Origin of the sequence: Paenibacillus anaericanus (genome assembly GCF_003994475.1) — a bacterium.
GTDB lineage: Bacteria > Bacillota > Bacilli > Paenibacillales > Paenibacillaceae > Fontibacillus > Fontibacillus anaericanus.
Genome location: NZ_RZNY01000040.1, coordinates 1 through 13,467 on the forward strand (window position 1 = coordinate 1; position 13,467 = coordinate 13,467).

At 43.0% G+C, this 13,467-nt stretch carries 13 protein-coding genes; 6 read left to right on the forward strand and 7 right to left on the reverse strand.

All coding sequences use genetic code 11. From position 1 onward, the window contains the following. Positions 1-87: 87 nt before the first annotated feature. Both EJP82_RS25405 and EJP82_RS25410 read right to left on the reverse strand, forming a co-directional pair. Positions 88-756, reverse strand: a complete 669-nt coding sequence (locus tag EJP82_RS25405) for a hypothetical protein (RefSeq protein WP_127194872.1) — start codon at positions 754-756, stop codon at positions 88-90. Between the two features lie 199 nt (positions 757-955). Then, a complete protein-coding gene (locus tag EJP82_RS25410) occupies positions 956-1,762 on the reverse strand; it encodes a class I SAM-dependent methyltransferase (protein ID WP_127194873.1) in 807 nt (268 codons plus the stop codon). A 277-nt stretch (positions 1,763-2,039) separates the two neighbouring features. Here EJP82_RS25410 and EJP82_RS25415 point away from each other — a divergent pair, with 277 nt between their 5' ends. Further along, positions 2,040-2,279: a hypothetical protein gene (locus EJP82_RS25415; RefSeq protein WP_127194874.1), complete on the forward strand. Its 240-nt coding sequence runs from the start codon at positions 2,040-2,042 to the stop codon at positions 2,277-2,279. A 124-nt stretch (positions 2,280-2,403) separates the two neighbouring features. On the opposite strand, the gene EJP82_RS25420 is transcribed toward EJP82_RS25415, so the two are convergent. After that, positions 2,404-3,627 carry an MFS transporter gene (locus EJP82_RS25420; RefSeq protein WP_127194875.1) on the reverse strand — a complete coding sequence of 408 codons (1,224 nt, stop codon included), beginning with the start codon at positions 3,625-3,627 and terminating at the stop codon, positions 2,404-2,406. Between the two features lie 197 nt (positions 3,628-3,824). On the opposite strand from EJP82_RS25420, the gene EJP82_RS25425 reads away from it, so the two are divergent. Next, complete coding sequence (locus EJP82_RS25425; protein ID WP_127194876.1) at positions 3,825-4,619, forward strand: alpha/beta hydrolase; 795 nt, start codon at positions 3,825-3,827, stop codon at positions 4,617-4,619. A 19-nt stretch (positions 4,620-4,638) separates the two neighbouring features. On the opposite strand, the gene rsgA is transcribed toward EJP82_RS25425, so the two are convergent. Both rsgA and EJP82_RS25435 read right to left on the reverse strand, forming a co-directional pair. Further along, entirely contained in the window at positions 4,639-5,736 is a 1,098-nt protein-coding gene (gene rsgA, locus EJP82_RS25430; protein ID WP_246054435.1) for a ribosome small subunit-dependent GTPase A, read from the reverse strand. 458 nt (positions 5,737-6,194) lie between these two features. Continuing rightward, positions 6,195-6,665, reverse strand: a complete 471-nt coding sequence (locus EJP82_RS25435) for a DUF3939 domain-containing protein (RefSeq protein WP_127194878.1) — start codon at positions 6,663-6,665, stop codon at positions 6,195-6,197. Between the two features lie 224 nt (positions 6,666-6,889). On the opposite strand from EJP82_RS25435, the gene EJP82_RS25440 reads away from it, so the two are divergent. Together EJP82_RS25440 and EJP82_RS25445 are read left to right on the forward strand one after the other, a co-directional pair. Next, positions 6,890-7,879, forward strand: a complete 990-nt coding sequence (locus EJP82_RS25440) for a YpdA family putative bacillithiol disulfide reductase (RefSeq protein ID WP_127194879.1) — start codon at positions 6,890-6,892, stop codon at positions 7,877-7,879. 39 nt (positions 7,880-7,918) lie between these two features. Then, a complete protein-coding gene (locus EJP82_RS25445) occupies positions 7,919-8,371 on the forward strand; it encodes a DUF441 domain-containing protein (protein WP_127194880.1) in 453 nt (150 codons plus the stop codon). 78 nt (positions 8,372-8,449) lie between these two features. On the opposite strand, the gene EJP82_RS25450 is transcribed toward EJP82_RS25445, so the two are convergent. Further along, positions 8,450-10,198 carry an ABC transporter ATP-binding protein gene (locus tag EJP82_RS25450; RefSeq protein ID WP_127194881.1) on the reverse strand — a complete coding sequence of 583 codons (1,749 nt, stop codon included), beginning with the start codon at positions 10,196-10,198 and terminating at the stop codon, positions 8,450-8,452. Positions 10,199-10,362: 164 nt separating this feature from the next. On the opposite strand from EJP82_RS25450, the gene EJP82_RS25455 reads away from it, so the two are divergent. Next, a complete protein-coding gene (locus EJP82_RS25455) occupies positions 10,363-10,869 on the forward strand; it encodes an ADP-heptose synthase (protein ID WP_127194882.1) in 507 nt (168 codons plus the stop codon). A gap of 74 nt (positions 10,870-10,943) precedes the next feature. On the opposite strand, the gene EJP82_RS25460 is transcribed toward EJP82_RS25455, so the two are convergent. Next, positions 10,944-11,237, reverse strand: a complete 294-nt coding sequence (locus EJP82_RS25460; protein WP_127194883.1) for a HesB/YadR/YfhF family protein — start codon at positions 11,235-11,237, stop codon at positions 10,944-10,946. Between the two features lie 471 nt (positions 11,238-11,708). Here EJP82_RS25460 and EJP82_RS25465 point away from each other — a divergent pair, with 471 nt between their 5' ends. Beyond that, complete coding sequence (locus EJP82_RS25465) at positions 11,709-13,466, forward strand: ABC transporter ATP-binding protein (RefSeq protein WP_127194884.1); 1,758 nt, start codon at positions 11,709-11,711, stop codon at positions 13,464-13,466. Position 13,467 lies beyond the last annotated feature (1 nt).

The following is a 13,467-nucleotide window of genomic DNA, read 5'->3' on the forward strand; positions in this document are numbered from 1 at the left end:
CCAATTGTTAGTTGTGTCTAACAATTGGGGTGCAGTTCATTTAGGGCGGTTTATCAACATAGTATCCTATTCTATTGGATTAACTGACTAACTTACACTTTGACCGCTAGGGAGAGCCTCGGAACGCTGACTCTGACGGAACCACGTCATCATCATATCCTGAAATTTTTCCTTAGGCATGGGGGTTGCAATCAACCAATCCTCGTCATCTTTTGTGCTAGAACGAATCAGCCAGCTCATATAATGATCGTTAATAAATTGAGCACTCTGACCTTCCCATTTATTCTTCTTAGCGTTATAGAACGTAATATTTCCTTGGCACCGCTTCATCTTCAAGCACCTAGCCAGGGCAACAACACCTGCTTTATCATCATTTGATCCCAACAACTCAGCCATAATCTCTTCCATACCCAGATCATCTGAGTGACTCATTACCTGCTCGAACTTACGTTTCGACAACATGAGAGCAGGAAGTTCTCCCGATCCAGATGAACGACTATTCCATTTCATCCTTTCAGCCAAACTGCTGCATACGCTATTTAATCTGCCCATATCATCAACTTGGCATAGCAAATTCTGCTCCTGTAACCTCTCTACTTTGACAACACGTCCATTCGTAATTTGCAAATATTCCTCGAAGTTTTCTCTTCCGATACTATAGTTGACCCAGCATGCTAGCTTACTTCGTGATGCATCAGCCAATCGGGACAATATATGCGGTGGTGTGATTAAGGGCGAACACTCAACAATTAACATTTGCTCACCTCCTACTAGAATACGGCTTCCTTAAATTAACCATAAATACTATAATGCAAAACTTTTCATTTATTGCATTATAGCATAATTAGATAAAATAGGTAATCTTACATAAATTTTTTTTGTAAAAAAAAGATCACTCCCTGACCGTTTTGTGACGGTACATGAGCGATCTTACGGCCTTGCTTCTTATCTAATTTTATTTTTTTCTCGCCACAATATGTAAATGTTCTGTAGCATCACGATATTGGGGCAACTCACTACTCTCACTTGCCACTTGCAATAGATGATCATAAACGATCCGATCCTCTTTGTACAACCTTGTTATTTCAGGCCGCATACCTGCCAAGAAGCTTTCGGTTCCGGCATACGATACAATCTCAAATCCACCTTGCGTGATTTCTTCCAGCGCCTTCACAGGTGTACTGAAATAACACTCTGTAAAGCCCTGATTCTCATCCAGTTTCAATTCTCCTAAATACTTATTCAAATGATTCAGGTCTCTGAATTCCTCACTAAATTCAGTTACTCCAGCTTTTAGAGCTCCCCATGAATTAATATATGCAAAGATGGCTACCCCACCCTTTTTAAGAATTCTAGAGGTATCACGAATAATTTTACTACGATCGCAATCGTCCAGAATATGATAGAGTGGACCCATTACTAGGACAGCGTCGTAAGTTTCATCACTAAGCACATGCATATTCGTAGCGTTGTCACAAATATATGCCTCGGCTTGCAATCCTAATTCTAGAATTCTGGAAGCCGCTATATCGAGTTCTTTTTGCGAGATTTCAAATAAAGTCACTTTATAGCCTTGCTTTAATAGCCAAGTAGAATATCTACCGGGGCCCGAACCTACATCGCAAACATGTCCTGTAACTGGCAAGTACTTTTCAAACAATCGAATTGTACTTAGGAATTCGACTTTACTGTAAGGGTTGTTTAATCTCTCCCATTCATATTCCGCATTATTCTCATAATAATTGCGTACAACCTCACTCATCCGGTATCTCCCCTTTCATTTTTGCTATTATAGTTTCTTATTCGATTCATTGTATGTGATAATTTTCCATAACTATGAAACAATCTTACATATCTACACTTCATTTCCACAACTATCATAAAAAAAATCCAGAAACTTGAAACTTTTTAGAATTCTTTTTCGTATTAGGGTCATAAGTCAACAAACATTTATCGAATTATAATCTTTTCTTAATCTATTTTTAAGATTTCTAAATTAGAATGTGTAATATGAAACCACTTTATAGAGGTGATTAGAAATGAGAATACTTATTAATTTCCAAAACAGTCTTGTGCCAGTGTACTTTAACATCGACAACAAGCAACCCATACAGCGGACTTTGAAATTGCTGACAAGCGCACTTGAGAATAAGTTCCGCAATGGTAAGCAAGCTTTACAGAAATGCCTGAACTCTCTTATTAGTATTGAGATCGAAGGTTCCGAAGCGATTCTTCACAGTAAAAGCGAATTCGACTCTCTGGCACTTTCTCTCTACTAATAATTGAGAGTCACTTCGTTGCCCAGACAATTGGAATATAACGATGATATGAAAAGGTCCACACTACGGCTAATTACATTGCCGTTATGTGGACCTTTTCATTGTATTAAGCCTTGTAGAGAACTTAGGACAAGCTTGAGGTAGACTTCTCCCGTTTACTGGAACTTCTACTAGACTGACCAAATTTCAACCGTAGTGTAATCGCTGTAATGACTAGTAGTAATCCATTTAAGATGAAGACGAAAGGAATAGAAATCCATCCGGCTAAAGCTCCACCAGACATGGGCCCGACCATATTGCCCAACTGACTAGCCGATTGGTTAAGACTGAATGCCCTACCACGGAACTCGGGTTCCGTAACTTTTACAATCAATGCATTAAGCGCTGGAAAGACTGCGGCGAAGAACAGACCGTACACAAATCGAAGCACTCCAAAGCCAACCAGGTTATGCACAAAGATCTGCAAGAAATTACCCACACCCCCACCGACCAAACCGATAACTAACGTATTCCGGTAACCTATCTTTTGACCAATTTTCCCCCAGATGGGTGCAGCAATCACTGTTGATATTCCAACTGCTGAGAAAATAATTCCCGAACTGAACGAAGCATCTGATTTGGATGCTCCTAAGTCAAGAACATACAGTGAGAGTAATGGTTCAAGTACCATAACTGAAGAAGTAACAATTAGTGCGATAATCAATTGTCTCATGAATGGAGAATTCGATGCAGCCTGTTTCAAATCGTCAAGCACATGCGAGCGTTCACGATTTCGATCAAAGTTCTCCTCTTTCACAAAAAACCAAGCAATCAGTGCAGAAAGAAGCACTACTGCTCCTGCAGCTATAAAAGATTCGCGATATCCTATGTACTTGCTCAAAAAACCACCGATCATCGGACCAATAATTCCACCCGCAGCGCCTGCTGTTGACATGATCCCAAGCGAGTAACCCACATGTTTCTCTGGCGTATTCGTTGCCACTAATGCAATTGCCGAAGGCACATACCCTGCTAGCAGACCCGATAAAATACGTACTGCTATTAATTGATAAGGATCCTGAACAAATGAGGTCAGAATATAGACGACGCAGAGCGAGAAGCCTGAGCGAAGAAGCATCGGTTTACGCCCATATTTGTCTGAAAGGGACCCCCAGAACGGTGCGATCAATGCACCCGCAAGGAAGGTAATTCCGAAGGCAAAACCAGACCATACTGTTAAATTATCCTTGACTCCCAGATCATGTGCTATAAACAGCGACATGAATGGAATAACCATAGAGTATGCCATGCTACAGAAAAAAACACCGATCCAGAGCACGTATAGATTTCTTTTCCAGGGGAAATTCATCACTCCACCCCCATTGTTGTCTCTCATAAACCCTGGATTCTATACTCATTTACTTATTGTACCACTTTAGAGTAAACCAAGATTTGAATTAAATAAGAATCATTTCATCATGCTCTATGAAAGCGTATAATATTAAATGAATTTCATATCAATTGTATCTCTCATCCTACCTACTAATCGCAAGGGAGCAACTACTAATGGCTTTCATTCAATGTCGTTTTTTCTCCGAAGTTTTAGGACTCAGTACATCTATGTCGGTTATCCTGCCAGAACCCGCACCTTCTCAAATCGGTATGCCCGGGAGCAGCGTCACCTCGGGACCTTACCCCACTTTATATTTACTACACGGGATGTCCGACGACGATAGCACTTGGATTCGCCGCACATCGATCGAACGATATGTCTCTAATCTTGGTCTAGCCGTAGTTATGCCACAATGTGATCTGAGCTTCTACACCGATATGGCCGAAGGTAGTCGATATTGGACATTTGTAAGTGAAGAACTACCCCGTATATGCCGTTCCTTCTTTCCCTTATCGGACCGACGTGAAGATAACTTTGTCGCCGGTTTATCGATGGGTGGTTACGGAGCGTTCAAATTGGCATTACGCAAACCAGAACAATTCTCAGCCGCAGCCAGTATGTCTGGAGCGCTCAACATATCTAGAAATCTCGTAGATGAAGTAAGGGGAGATCGCGATATTACCTCACTGTTCAAGCGTGTCTTTGGAACGGAAGGACCTGCAGGTACAAATAACGACTTGTTAACCCTTATTGATGAGGCTGTTCATCAAGATGGTCCCAAACCTTTACTATATCAATGCTGCGGGACTGAAGATTTTCTCTATAACGACAATCTTATCTTCCGTGATGCCTGCAGCGCTTCAGGACTTCCTTTAACATATAACGAAAGCCCTGGATCTCATGATTGGGCATACTGGGACGCGAAAATTCAAGATGTACTCGCTTGGCTCCCGCTAAACAAGAACTAGAATGTGATGGGAGTGTTTATCACTCCCATTCCACCACTTCAAACCGTCTGCGCTGTTCACCCTTACCCCGAGGAGCGTCCTTTTTATCAGAAGGTGCCTTATTCGGCTTCCCTCTTCTTCGTTCCTTAGCGGTCTGAAACTTCAGTTCACGCTGTGTTCTCCGGTAATTATCCATCCGCTTAGAATCTAACAACCCTTCTTCCAAAGCCGCTCTAACCGCGCAACCTAATTCACGTTCATGGCGACAATCTCCAAACCGACATCCCTGGGCGAGCTCAGAAATATCACTGAAGGCCTCTGCCAAACCACCTTCGTCGTCCCACAGTTGAAGCTCACGCATACCTGGCGTATCGATCATCACTGCACCTTGCGGCAAAATGAACATCTCCCGATGAGTCGTCGTATGCCGACCACGACTATCGCTCTCACGAATATCCTGGGTTCGCTGCATCTCTTGCCCCGACATCCAGTTCACAATGGTTGATTTACCTGAACCTGAAGATCCGGTTAGAGCAACTGTTACCCCGGGCTTTAATAGATGGTGAAGCTCCTCTGCTCCCCAGTCCTCCATCGCACTAATTGCTAGCACCTGCACACCTGGTGACACTTCCTCTACTTCCGAGATATACCGCTGCGGATCATCGCACAGATCAGCCTTACTGAGTAGAATAACCGGTAATGCCCCGCTATTCCAGGCCATGATCAAATATCGCTCCAACCTGCGAAGATTGAAATCCAAATTAAGTGCGACCACTATGAACAAGAGATCTACATTAGCTGCAACAATTTGCTCAACCGGGATACTCCCAGCCGCTCTCCTGGATATTTGACTGCTTCTCGGTAGTACTCCATGAATAACGCCATCCTGACTATCACTAGTAAGTAACCGAATCGCTACCCAATCTCCGACAGCAGGATAAGCACTATGTTCTTCAAGCTCATGTAACAGGCGCCCCGACATTTCGGCCCAACCTTCTCCGCGCTCTGTTATGATCCGATATTTCTGTCCGTGATCCGCCACTATTCTAGCTGGGCACACATCTTCCAATCCTAATTGCTTAAAAGCGGTCTCCCGCTTGCTATTCCAACCTATCGTTACTAAAGTTTCTAAATTCAACTCAATTTCCTCCTTAAGATCGTTCCATAACTTAACTTAATTTTTACTTCCTTTTCTCTCCTCATCGACAAAAGAGTACAACAAAAAGCGCAGAGCATCCGCCCTACGCTTCCCCATTACCGGACTAACAAAGACACCCCTCCTCCAAAGCAAGGTTCCACATGTCTTTATTTTCTGGTCCGATTTCCACCCTCAGGCGCGCACCAGCGCTGAAGGCATGAAAAAGCCGCAGGACAATAACGGTCCCTGCGGCATCATGTAAATTGATCGATCAATACGTTCGTTCCGCAACTTACAAGAACTAACGACAATCTTTCGCCGATAAGGAGACCGTGCATACAAATAGGTTCAAATTCAAAGTCATTTTTATTCCACTCATATTACCCAGCTCCTTTCAAATATTTGATAACATCATATTAGACAGCAATAAGATTTGTCAATCATTAACTTAGATAATCTTAGATAATCATTTTGGATCGATGTGTTAGCATAAGCTCTTGTTCCGTCACATAAAGGGGAAACGGGGGTGTCACTTTAATATAATGTTCACGGAGAAGCAATGAAAAGTCGACCTGATGTTGGGGTGAATCCGCAATTATAGGCAGCTTACCCTTATCATCCATATAGTCATCCACGGCAACCTGAACCAAATCAAGATAATATGGAATCTGCCGATCTTCTTCCTCGAAGATCTCATAGGTTTCACGCGACAAGTAGAACTTTCTAGTACTGATTCCACCCAAATATCGGGTCAGACGAGATGTATCTAGACTGCCATCTGATAACATGAGTGATATCCGATTAATGCCTTCCGGCATGTCTGCTTCATATCGTAATACCGCTTGCTTCATCTCTTCCAATGTAACCTGAACGACGGACGGTGAACTTACTTTGCTATGCTTACGGTTATTTTTGAACCATGCTAGCATGACTAGTTCCTCCCTTACTCATGTTTTAACTAGGAAGCGCTTACAATACTATTATATCCAACCTATTGCGGTTTGAACTCTACATTTGCAAATTGTCATAGGTTTGCCATATCTTCTCTCTCAATCTGCGCTAGATGTGAACGGCTGGATATTCTCTGGCATTTGCTGTAGGATGATATTGTTTCAGTAAATTAGATCAAATTTATTATTTAGGAGGACTCACATTGCAAGATGTTATCATCATCGGAGCGGGTCCGTGTGGACTATCCGCTGCCATAGAATGTCAGCGCCGCGGACTTCATGTTCTCGTATTAGAGAAAAACTGTCTAGTTCATTCCATTTATTCATATCCGACCCATATGCAGTTCTTCAGTACAGCAGAAACGCTCTCCATCGGCGATATCCCCTTTACTACATCAAACGATAAGCCATTCCGTCATGAAGCGCTCGCTTATTACCGTGGTGTCAGTAATTTCTACTCGCTCGGAGTTGCTGCCTATGAAGAGGCAACCAACATTGAGCGCCAAGCTGATGGCACGTTTATCGTTTCCTCCATCACTAGAGATGGAGAGACCTGGGAATATAAGACCCGTTATGTTGTCATTTCAACAGGATACTTCGATCATCCTAATCTTCTTGGTATTCCTGGGGAAGATATGAGCAAGGTGTCCCATTATTTCCGTGAAGCCCATCCTTATACAGGAATGAAAGTGGCGGTCATCGGAGGAAGCAATTCTGCAGTAGATGCCGCTCTGGAAATGGTTCGTGTAGGTGCAGAAGTCACGGTTGTATATCGTGGTGAACAACTATCGGAATCCATTAAACCTTGGGTCAAACCCGTCTTTGAAAGTATGGTGAACAAGGGTAAAATTCAGCTCCAACTATCTTCAAGAGTTATCGAAATAGAGCCTGCTCATGTACTCATAGAATCTCTAGAGTATAGAACAACTGAGCGACTTCCTAACGATTTCGTACTCGCATTAACCGGTTTCCGTCCAGACCGTAAGCTACTGGTTCAAGCTGGCGTCGAAATGTCTGGAGACATGGAGAAGCCTGTTTTTAATCCAGACACAATGGAGAGTAACGTGCCAGGTCTTTATGTCGCAGGAGTTATCGCCTCAGGCCGTAATGCCAACGAAGTTTTTATTGAAACAGGCCGTGAACACGGTAAATTTATTGCAGAGCATATCCTCACTTCCCTTAAGGACCAATAACGTTTCACCTATCGTCTGGAAAAGGAGAATTTAACACACATGAATCAAGTCGACATTACTTCCTTGTTGCTACTACTCATGGCCGGACTTGGTATCTTCAGCAACAATATGCCAATTACGGTAGCCATGATCGTATTGCTCCTGCTTAGAGTACTCCATCTGCAGCATTTGTTCCCTTGGCTTGAGAAATATGGCCTTACCATCGGGATTGTTATCCTCACCATTGGAGTGATGGCTCCGGTTGCTAGCGGCAAAATTTCTCCCCAGACTCTGCTGACTTCCTTCTTTCACTGGAAATCCCTATTAGCCATTGGCATCGGAATTCTCGTTGCTTGGTTAGGCGGGCGCGGGGCGACGTTAATGGGCAATCAGCCAACGATGGTTGCGGGACTGCTCATTGGAACAGTTCTTGGTGTTGCTTTCTTCAAAGGGGTCCCTGTAGGTCCACTGATCGCAGCCGGTATTCTTTCTCTGCTCATCGGCAAGGTTTAGCAAATAATGAAAAAGGGGTTATCTCCAAAGGTCGATGATACGGACCTTTGGGGGTAGCCCCTTCTTGCTCTTGAAAACCTATGGATTTAAATTTTGGATGTTATAGAGCTGTGCATAGACACCTTGTTTTCCCATTAGCTCTTCATGCGTCCCGCGTTCTACAACAGAACCGTTCTTCATCACAACGATGAGATCGGCATGAGTGATGGTAGATAACCGATGTGCAACAATAAGGGTGGTGCGACTCTTAGAGAGATCCCGAAGGGATTGTTGAATTAGGCTTTCCGACTCCAAATCAAGAGCCGATGTTGCCTCGTCCAAAATCAGTATAGGCGGATTCTTTAGGAAGACCCGTGCGATAGCAACCCGTTGTTTTTGCCCACCAGACAGTTTCACACCCCGTTCTCCCACTTCCGTATCATAACCTTGTGGTAGTTCCAATATGAAATCATGAGCGTTGGCAGCCCGAGCTGCAGCATAGACGGCCTCATCATCACTTCCTGGATTACCTAATAAAATATTATCCCGAACACTGCCACTAAACAAAAAGTTATCTTGAAGTACCATACCAATCTGACTACGCAAACTCTCCATTGTCCAATGGCTGGATTCCTTGCCTGCGATCAAGATGGAGCCTTTCTGCACATCATAAAATCTTGGAATCAAGCCGACTAGCGATGATTTTCCGCCACCACTCATCCCAACAAAAGCCACCGTTTGACCTGGATTTGCCTGAAACGTAATATTTTTGAGTACCCAATTCCCTTGATCCTGATATTTAAACCAGACATTTCGAAAAGCAACCCCATAACTACCATGCTCAAGTATAGCGGCGTCATTCGCATCTACCATATCATAAGGCTCTTCCAAGAGTTCCTGCACACGTTCCCAAGAAGCGGAGGCTTGCGTTAGAATTGTCGATGAGTTAATCAGCCGCTTCAACGGAGCATAGAGACGATCAAGATAACCGAAGAAGGCGATAAATGTCCCAAGTGTCAGATTACCTTGAATAACCTCATACCCCCCATAACCGATCACCATCAGAGGAGCGATATCAGTCAGTGTATTAATAATCGCGAATGTCCAGGCATTCCAGCGACTGTGTGCCATCGCCTTACTTAAGTATTTGCCGTTGATCCCTTCGAACTTGCTCTGATCATGCCGCTCAAGGGCAAAGCTGCGAATAACTGAAATCCCCTGAATCCGTTCATGCAAATAAGCCTGAATGCCAGCTAAAGCTGCAGAACGATCCTTCGTTAGTTTTTTCAGACGTTTATATAATATTTGAACAGCAATCGCATACAGTGGGAAAATTGCAATCGATACGAATGTCAGCGTAGGATCCAAATAAAACATAAAGCCAAGTACGAATACCAAAGTAAAAGCATCTAGCCAAACATTCATCAATCCGACTTCGACGATATTCTTCGTCTGTTCTGCATCGTTTATGAATCGGGAGATAATCTCCCCCACTTTTGTATTCTGATAATAGCGAAGTGACAAACGTTGAAGATGACTGTACAGTTTATTACGTAGGTCCGACAATATTTTTGCGGTAATTAATTGGGCAAAATATTGTCTGGCATATTCTACAGGTCCCCGCACAATCACAAACAGAAAGAGTGTTATGCCTAGAACGATCCCTAAATTGGATATCTTCTGATCCATACCCATCGTTGTATTTAATAAGATATCGTCAACTACATATTTCTGGACAAGCGGGAGTAATGCCGGAATACCAAATTTCAGAATACCGATGATTAAGGTTAAAATAATCCACTTCGTATAAGGTTTGACAAAAACTAAATAGGACTTCCATTGTTTCAAAACTTGTGCACATCCCTCGTGTTATATTACTCAGTCAACCTGTGACTAAACGTAACAAAATAAACTTCCCCATCGTTATTCCCCGACCCCATGCTGTAATTGTCAGTTTGATATGATATACTCCATAATGATCAATGAGCAACTATAGCTTTGGGAGGATAACCATGTCACGTCGATTTGTTATAGAAGCCGTGATGGTGGCGATTTACGGTGAACTCATGGTGCCATCTGCACCTGTAGAATATATTGTGCCTTATACCACCATCATGGAGTTATACGAATTTCATAACAGCCCAGAAACTCTTATGAGTGATTCTGCTGACGAACTACACGTCAAAAATAAAATAAGCGAATTAATCGCTTATTTGGAAGAGCCACTTAATCGCAAAAAGCTAGAACGGGCTTTAAATGTACCTTGGTCCAAGAGTCCATCGATTCTATTCGGGGATAATATATCCTGGACTGTCGTTAATGCTGTGGATAACGAACAATACGGTGAATTCCTGGATCCGATTGAAACGGAGATCGTGCTCACAGCACAACGTGAAAACGCGCCTGTACTCACGGATCAATTAGAACTTATCCGTCGTATTATTGAATGCGAGGTCCCTGTACAGGTATTCGATATTGGGGACTTTGAGTTTGCTATGGATGACAGTGTCATTTTATAATGCGAAACTATAAGTAAGTAAGAGAAGGCCCGATATCGGGCCTTTTTTACATATCCAGACCGATCATGGTCTAATTAATCTGCCGTTTCATATTTATACTCGATATCGCCTTCTGCCTCATCAAAAGCTACGTTCAGCCGATAACCATCCAAATACCATAAATCCTTATCTTCCATGTAGAACGTAATGCCATCCACAACAGAGGAAACCCCCATGGATACCGGTTCATCCACTTCAATACCGAGTGAAAATCCCGGATGTATAACTCCCCCTGCACTATAGCGGGCGAAGAAACGGATCGATTGTCCCTCCTGTAAACCAAGCTCGTGTTTGAACCATTCTGCTGCCTCATGAGAAACGTTGATCATATTGTTCTCCCTCCTATCTGCTTATATTTTAGACCAATCCGCTAGGAAAGCCAAACACTAACATCCTGTTTTCTCCAAAAAAATAAATTGACACATTCACAAATCTGGTGTTAAGATCGAAAACGTACTAGAAAATTTCAATGAATTACCAAATTCATTAAGAAAGGGTGAGCAATGTGTTTAATCATTTTAATTCCGCATTTCCATATGCGGCACTACAACAACAATTAAATACTGAAGCAACCCCTGCAGGCTTGGATGGAATTTAACGCTGACGCGTCCCGCCATTTTTTGTGGGAATCGGCGATATCATTCGCATAGGTTGCTTGATTATCAAGTAACGTGCGATATATGTATTGTCTTTAAGGCATATCGTTTACGGACGATATGTCTTTTTTGCGATTTCCGGCACCTGTAGAGGTTCATTACTATTCACAATTAGAGCAATTTGGAGAAGGAGGAAAACCCTCAATGTTTTCAGTTCTTAAAAATTTAGGATGGTTTTTTCAGAGAGAGAAAAAGCGTTATTTTATTGGTTTAATCTTATTAATCGTTTGTGGTATCGCAGAATTGGCACCACCCAAGTTGTTAGGAAATGCCATTGATGAAATCGTAACAGGCTCCGTGACTTGGGCATCCCTTACGAATTATATCTTACTAATCATTGGCGTCCTTATCTTTATCTACTTTACGACGTATGTTTGGATGCGCGAAATATTTGGCGGATCCAATCTTGTAGAACGTTTACTTCGTACACGATTCATGAATCATCTACTTGGAATGACACCACCATTCTTCGAGCGAAGCCGCACAGGTGATCTAATGGCCCGCGCGACCAACGATTTGCGTTCGGTTTCTACAACTGTTGGTTTCGGAATGCTAACGTTAACCGATTCCACCTCCTATTTATCGGTGATCTTGATCGCAATGGGAACGATGATCAGTTGGAAGCTAACACTCGCTGCGATTATTCCCCTCCCCTTCATCGCATTAGCAATGAAGATTTACGGAAAGATCATTCACGAGCGTTACACACTCGCTCAGGATGCTTTTGGAGATATGAATGATCAGGTACTTGAATCCGTAGCCGGTATTCGCGTCATTCGTGCCTATGTTCAAGAGCGCCATGATGAGCAAAAATTTGCTGATATCACTAATGATGTATATAAGAAGAATCTTGCGGTGGCTAAGGTCGATGCCTACTTTGAACCTACTATTCGTCTATTCGTAGGACTTAGCTACGCTATCGGACTTACATACGGCATATATCTCGTATTTCATAATGAACTGACCCTTGGCAATCTCGTAACGTTTAACATGTTTCTCGGTATGATGATCTGGCCCATGTTTGCTATTGGAGAATTAATCAACATTATGCAGCGCGGTGGCGCCTCACTTGATCGTGTTAATGAGACACTTAACGTTCCTCCTGACGTGAAAGATCCGGCTAATCCCATTCATGTCGAAAGTCCTGAAGCTATTGAATTCAAAGACCTCACCTTCCGCTACCCTACTTCATCGATTAACAACCTAGAGAAAATTAACCTAACAGTCAAACGTGGTCAAACACTCGGTATCGTCGGTAAAACGGGAAGCGGTAAATCAACACTATTGAAGCAACTATTAAATGAATACCCTGCCGGAACAGGTAAGCTTACGATTTCAGACGTGCTCATTCAAGACATTTCTCTGAATCAGCTCTACAGCTGGATTGGTTATGTTCCACAAGAACAAATTCTGTTCTCCAAGACAGTCCGGCAGAATATCCAATTCGGTTTGAAAGACGCTCCTGATGACATCATTATGGAAGCGATCAAGACAGCTGCCTTTGATCAGGATTTAGGTACATTATCGGATGGCCTTGATACACTAGTAGGTGAAAAAGGCGTGGCCCTTTCTGGTGGACAGAAACAACGCGTTGCTCTTGCTAGGGCGTTCATCGCCGATCCAGATATCTTAATCCTAGATGATGCCTTATCCGCTGTGGATGCGCGGACTGAAGCGCGAATCATTGACAACATTCGCAATCAGCGTTCCGGCAAAACTACGCTAATCTCTACACACAGACTATCTGGTGTGGAACATGCAGACTGGATCGTCGTGCTGGAGAAAGGCAAGATGATCGAACAAGGTACTCATGAAACACTACTGGAACTCGGTGGTTGGTACCGTGAACAATACGAACGTCAACAGGTAGAATCTGGCCTAAGTGACGGGGAGGTGTCCTAAG

Bases quoted from the DNA above. Each gene is read 5' to 3' on its own strand.
- EJP82_RS25420 (WP_127194875.1), bottom strand. From the start codon at position 3,627: ATGAATTTCCCCTGGAAAAGAAATCTATACGTGCTCTGGATCGGTGTT.
- EJP82_RS25465 (WP_127194884.1), top strand. From the start codon at position 11,709: ATGTTTTCAGTTCTTAAAAATTTAGGATGGTTTTTTCAGAGAGAGAAA.
- EJP82_RS25455 (WP_127194882.1), top strand. From the start codon at position 10,363: ATGTCACGTCGATTTGTTATAGAAGCCGTGATGGTGGCGATTTACGGT.
- EJP82_RS25435 (WP_127194878.1), bottom strand. From the start codon at position 6,665: ATGCTAGCATGGTTCAAAAATAACCGTAAGCATAGCAAAGTAAGTTCA.
- EJP82_RS25410 (WP_127194873.1), bottom strand. From the start codon at position 1,762: ATGAGTGAGGTTGTACGCAATTATTATGAGAATAATGCGGAATATGAA.
- EJP82_RS25415 (WP_127194874.1), top strand. From the start codon at position 2,040: ATGAGAATACTTATTAATTTCCAAAACAGTCTTGTGCCAGTGTACTTT.
- EJP82_RS25445 (WP_127194880.1), top strand. From the start codon at position 7,919: ATGAATCAAGTCGACATTACTTCCTTGTTGCTACTACTCATGGCCGGA.
- EJP82_RS25425 (WP_127194876.1), top strand. From the start codon at position 3,825: ATGGCTTTCATTCAATGTCGTTTTTTCTCCGAAGTTTTAGGACTCAGT.
- EJP82_RS25460 (WP_127194883.1), bottom strand. From the start codon at position 11,237: ATGATCAACGTTTCTCATGAGGCAGCAGAATGGTTCAAACACGAGCTT.
- EJP82_RS25405 (WP_127194872.1), bottom strand. From the start codon at position 756: ATGTTAATTGTTGAGTGTTCGCCCTTAATCACACCACCGCATATATTG.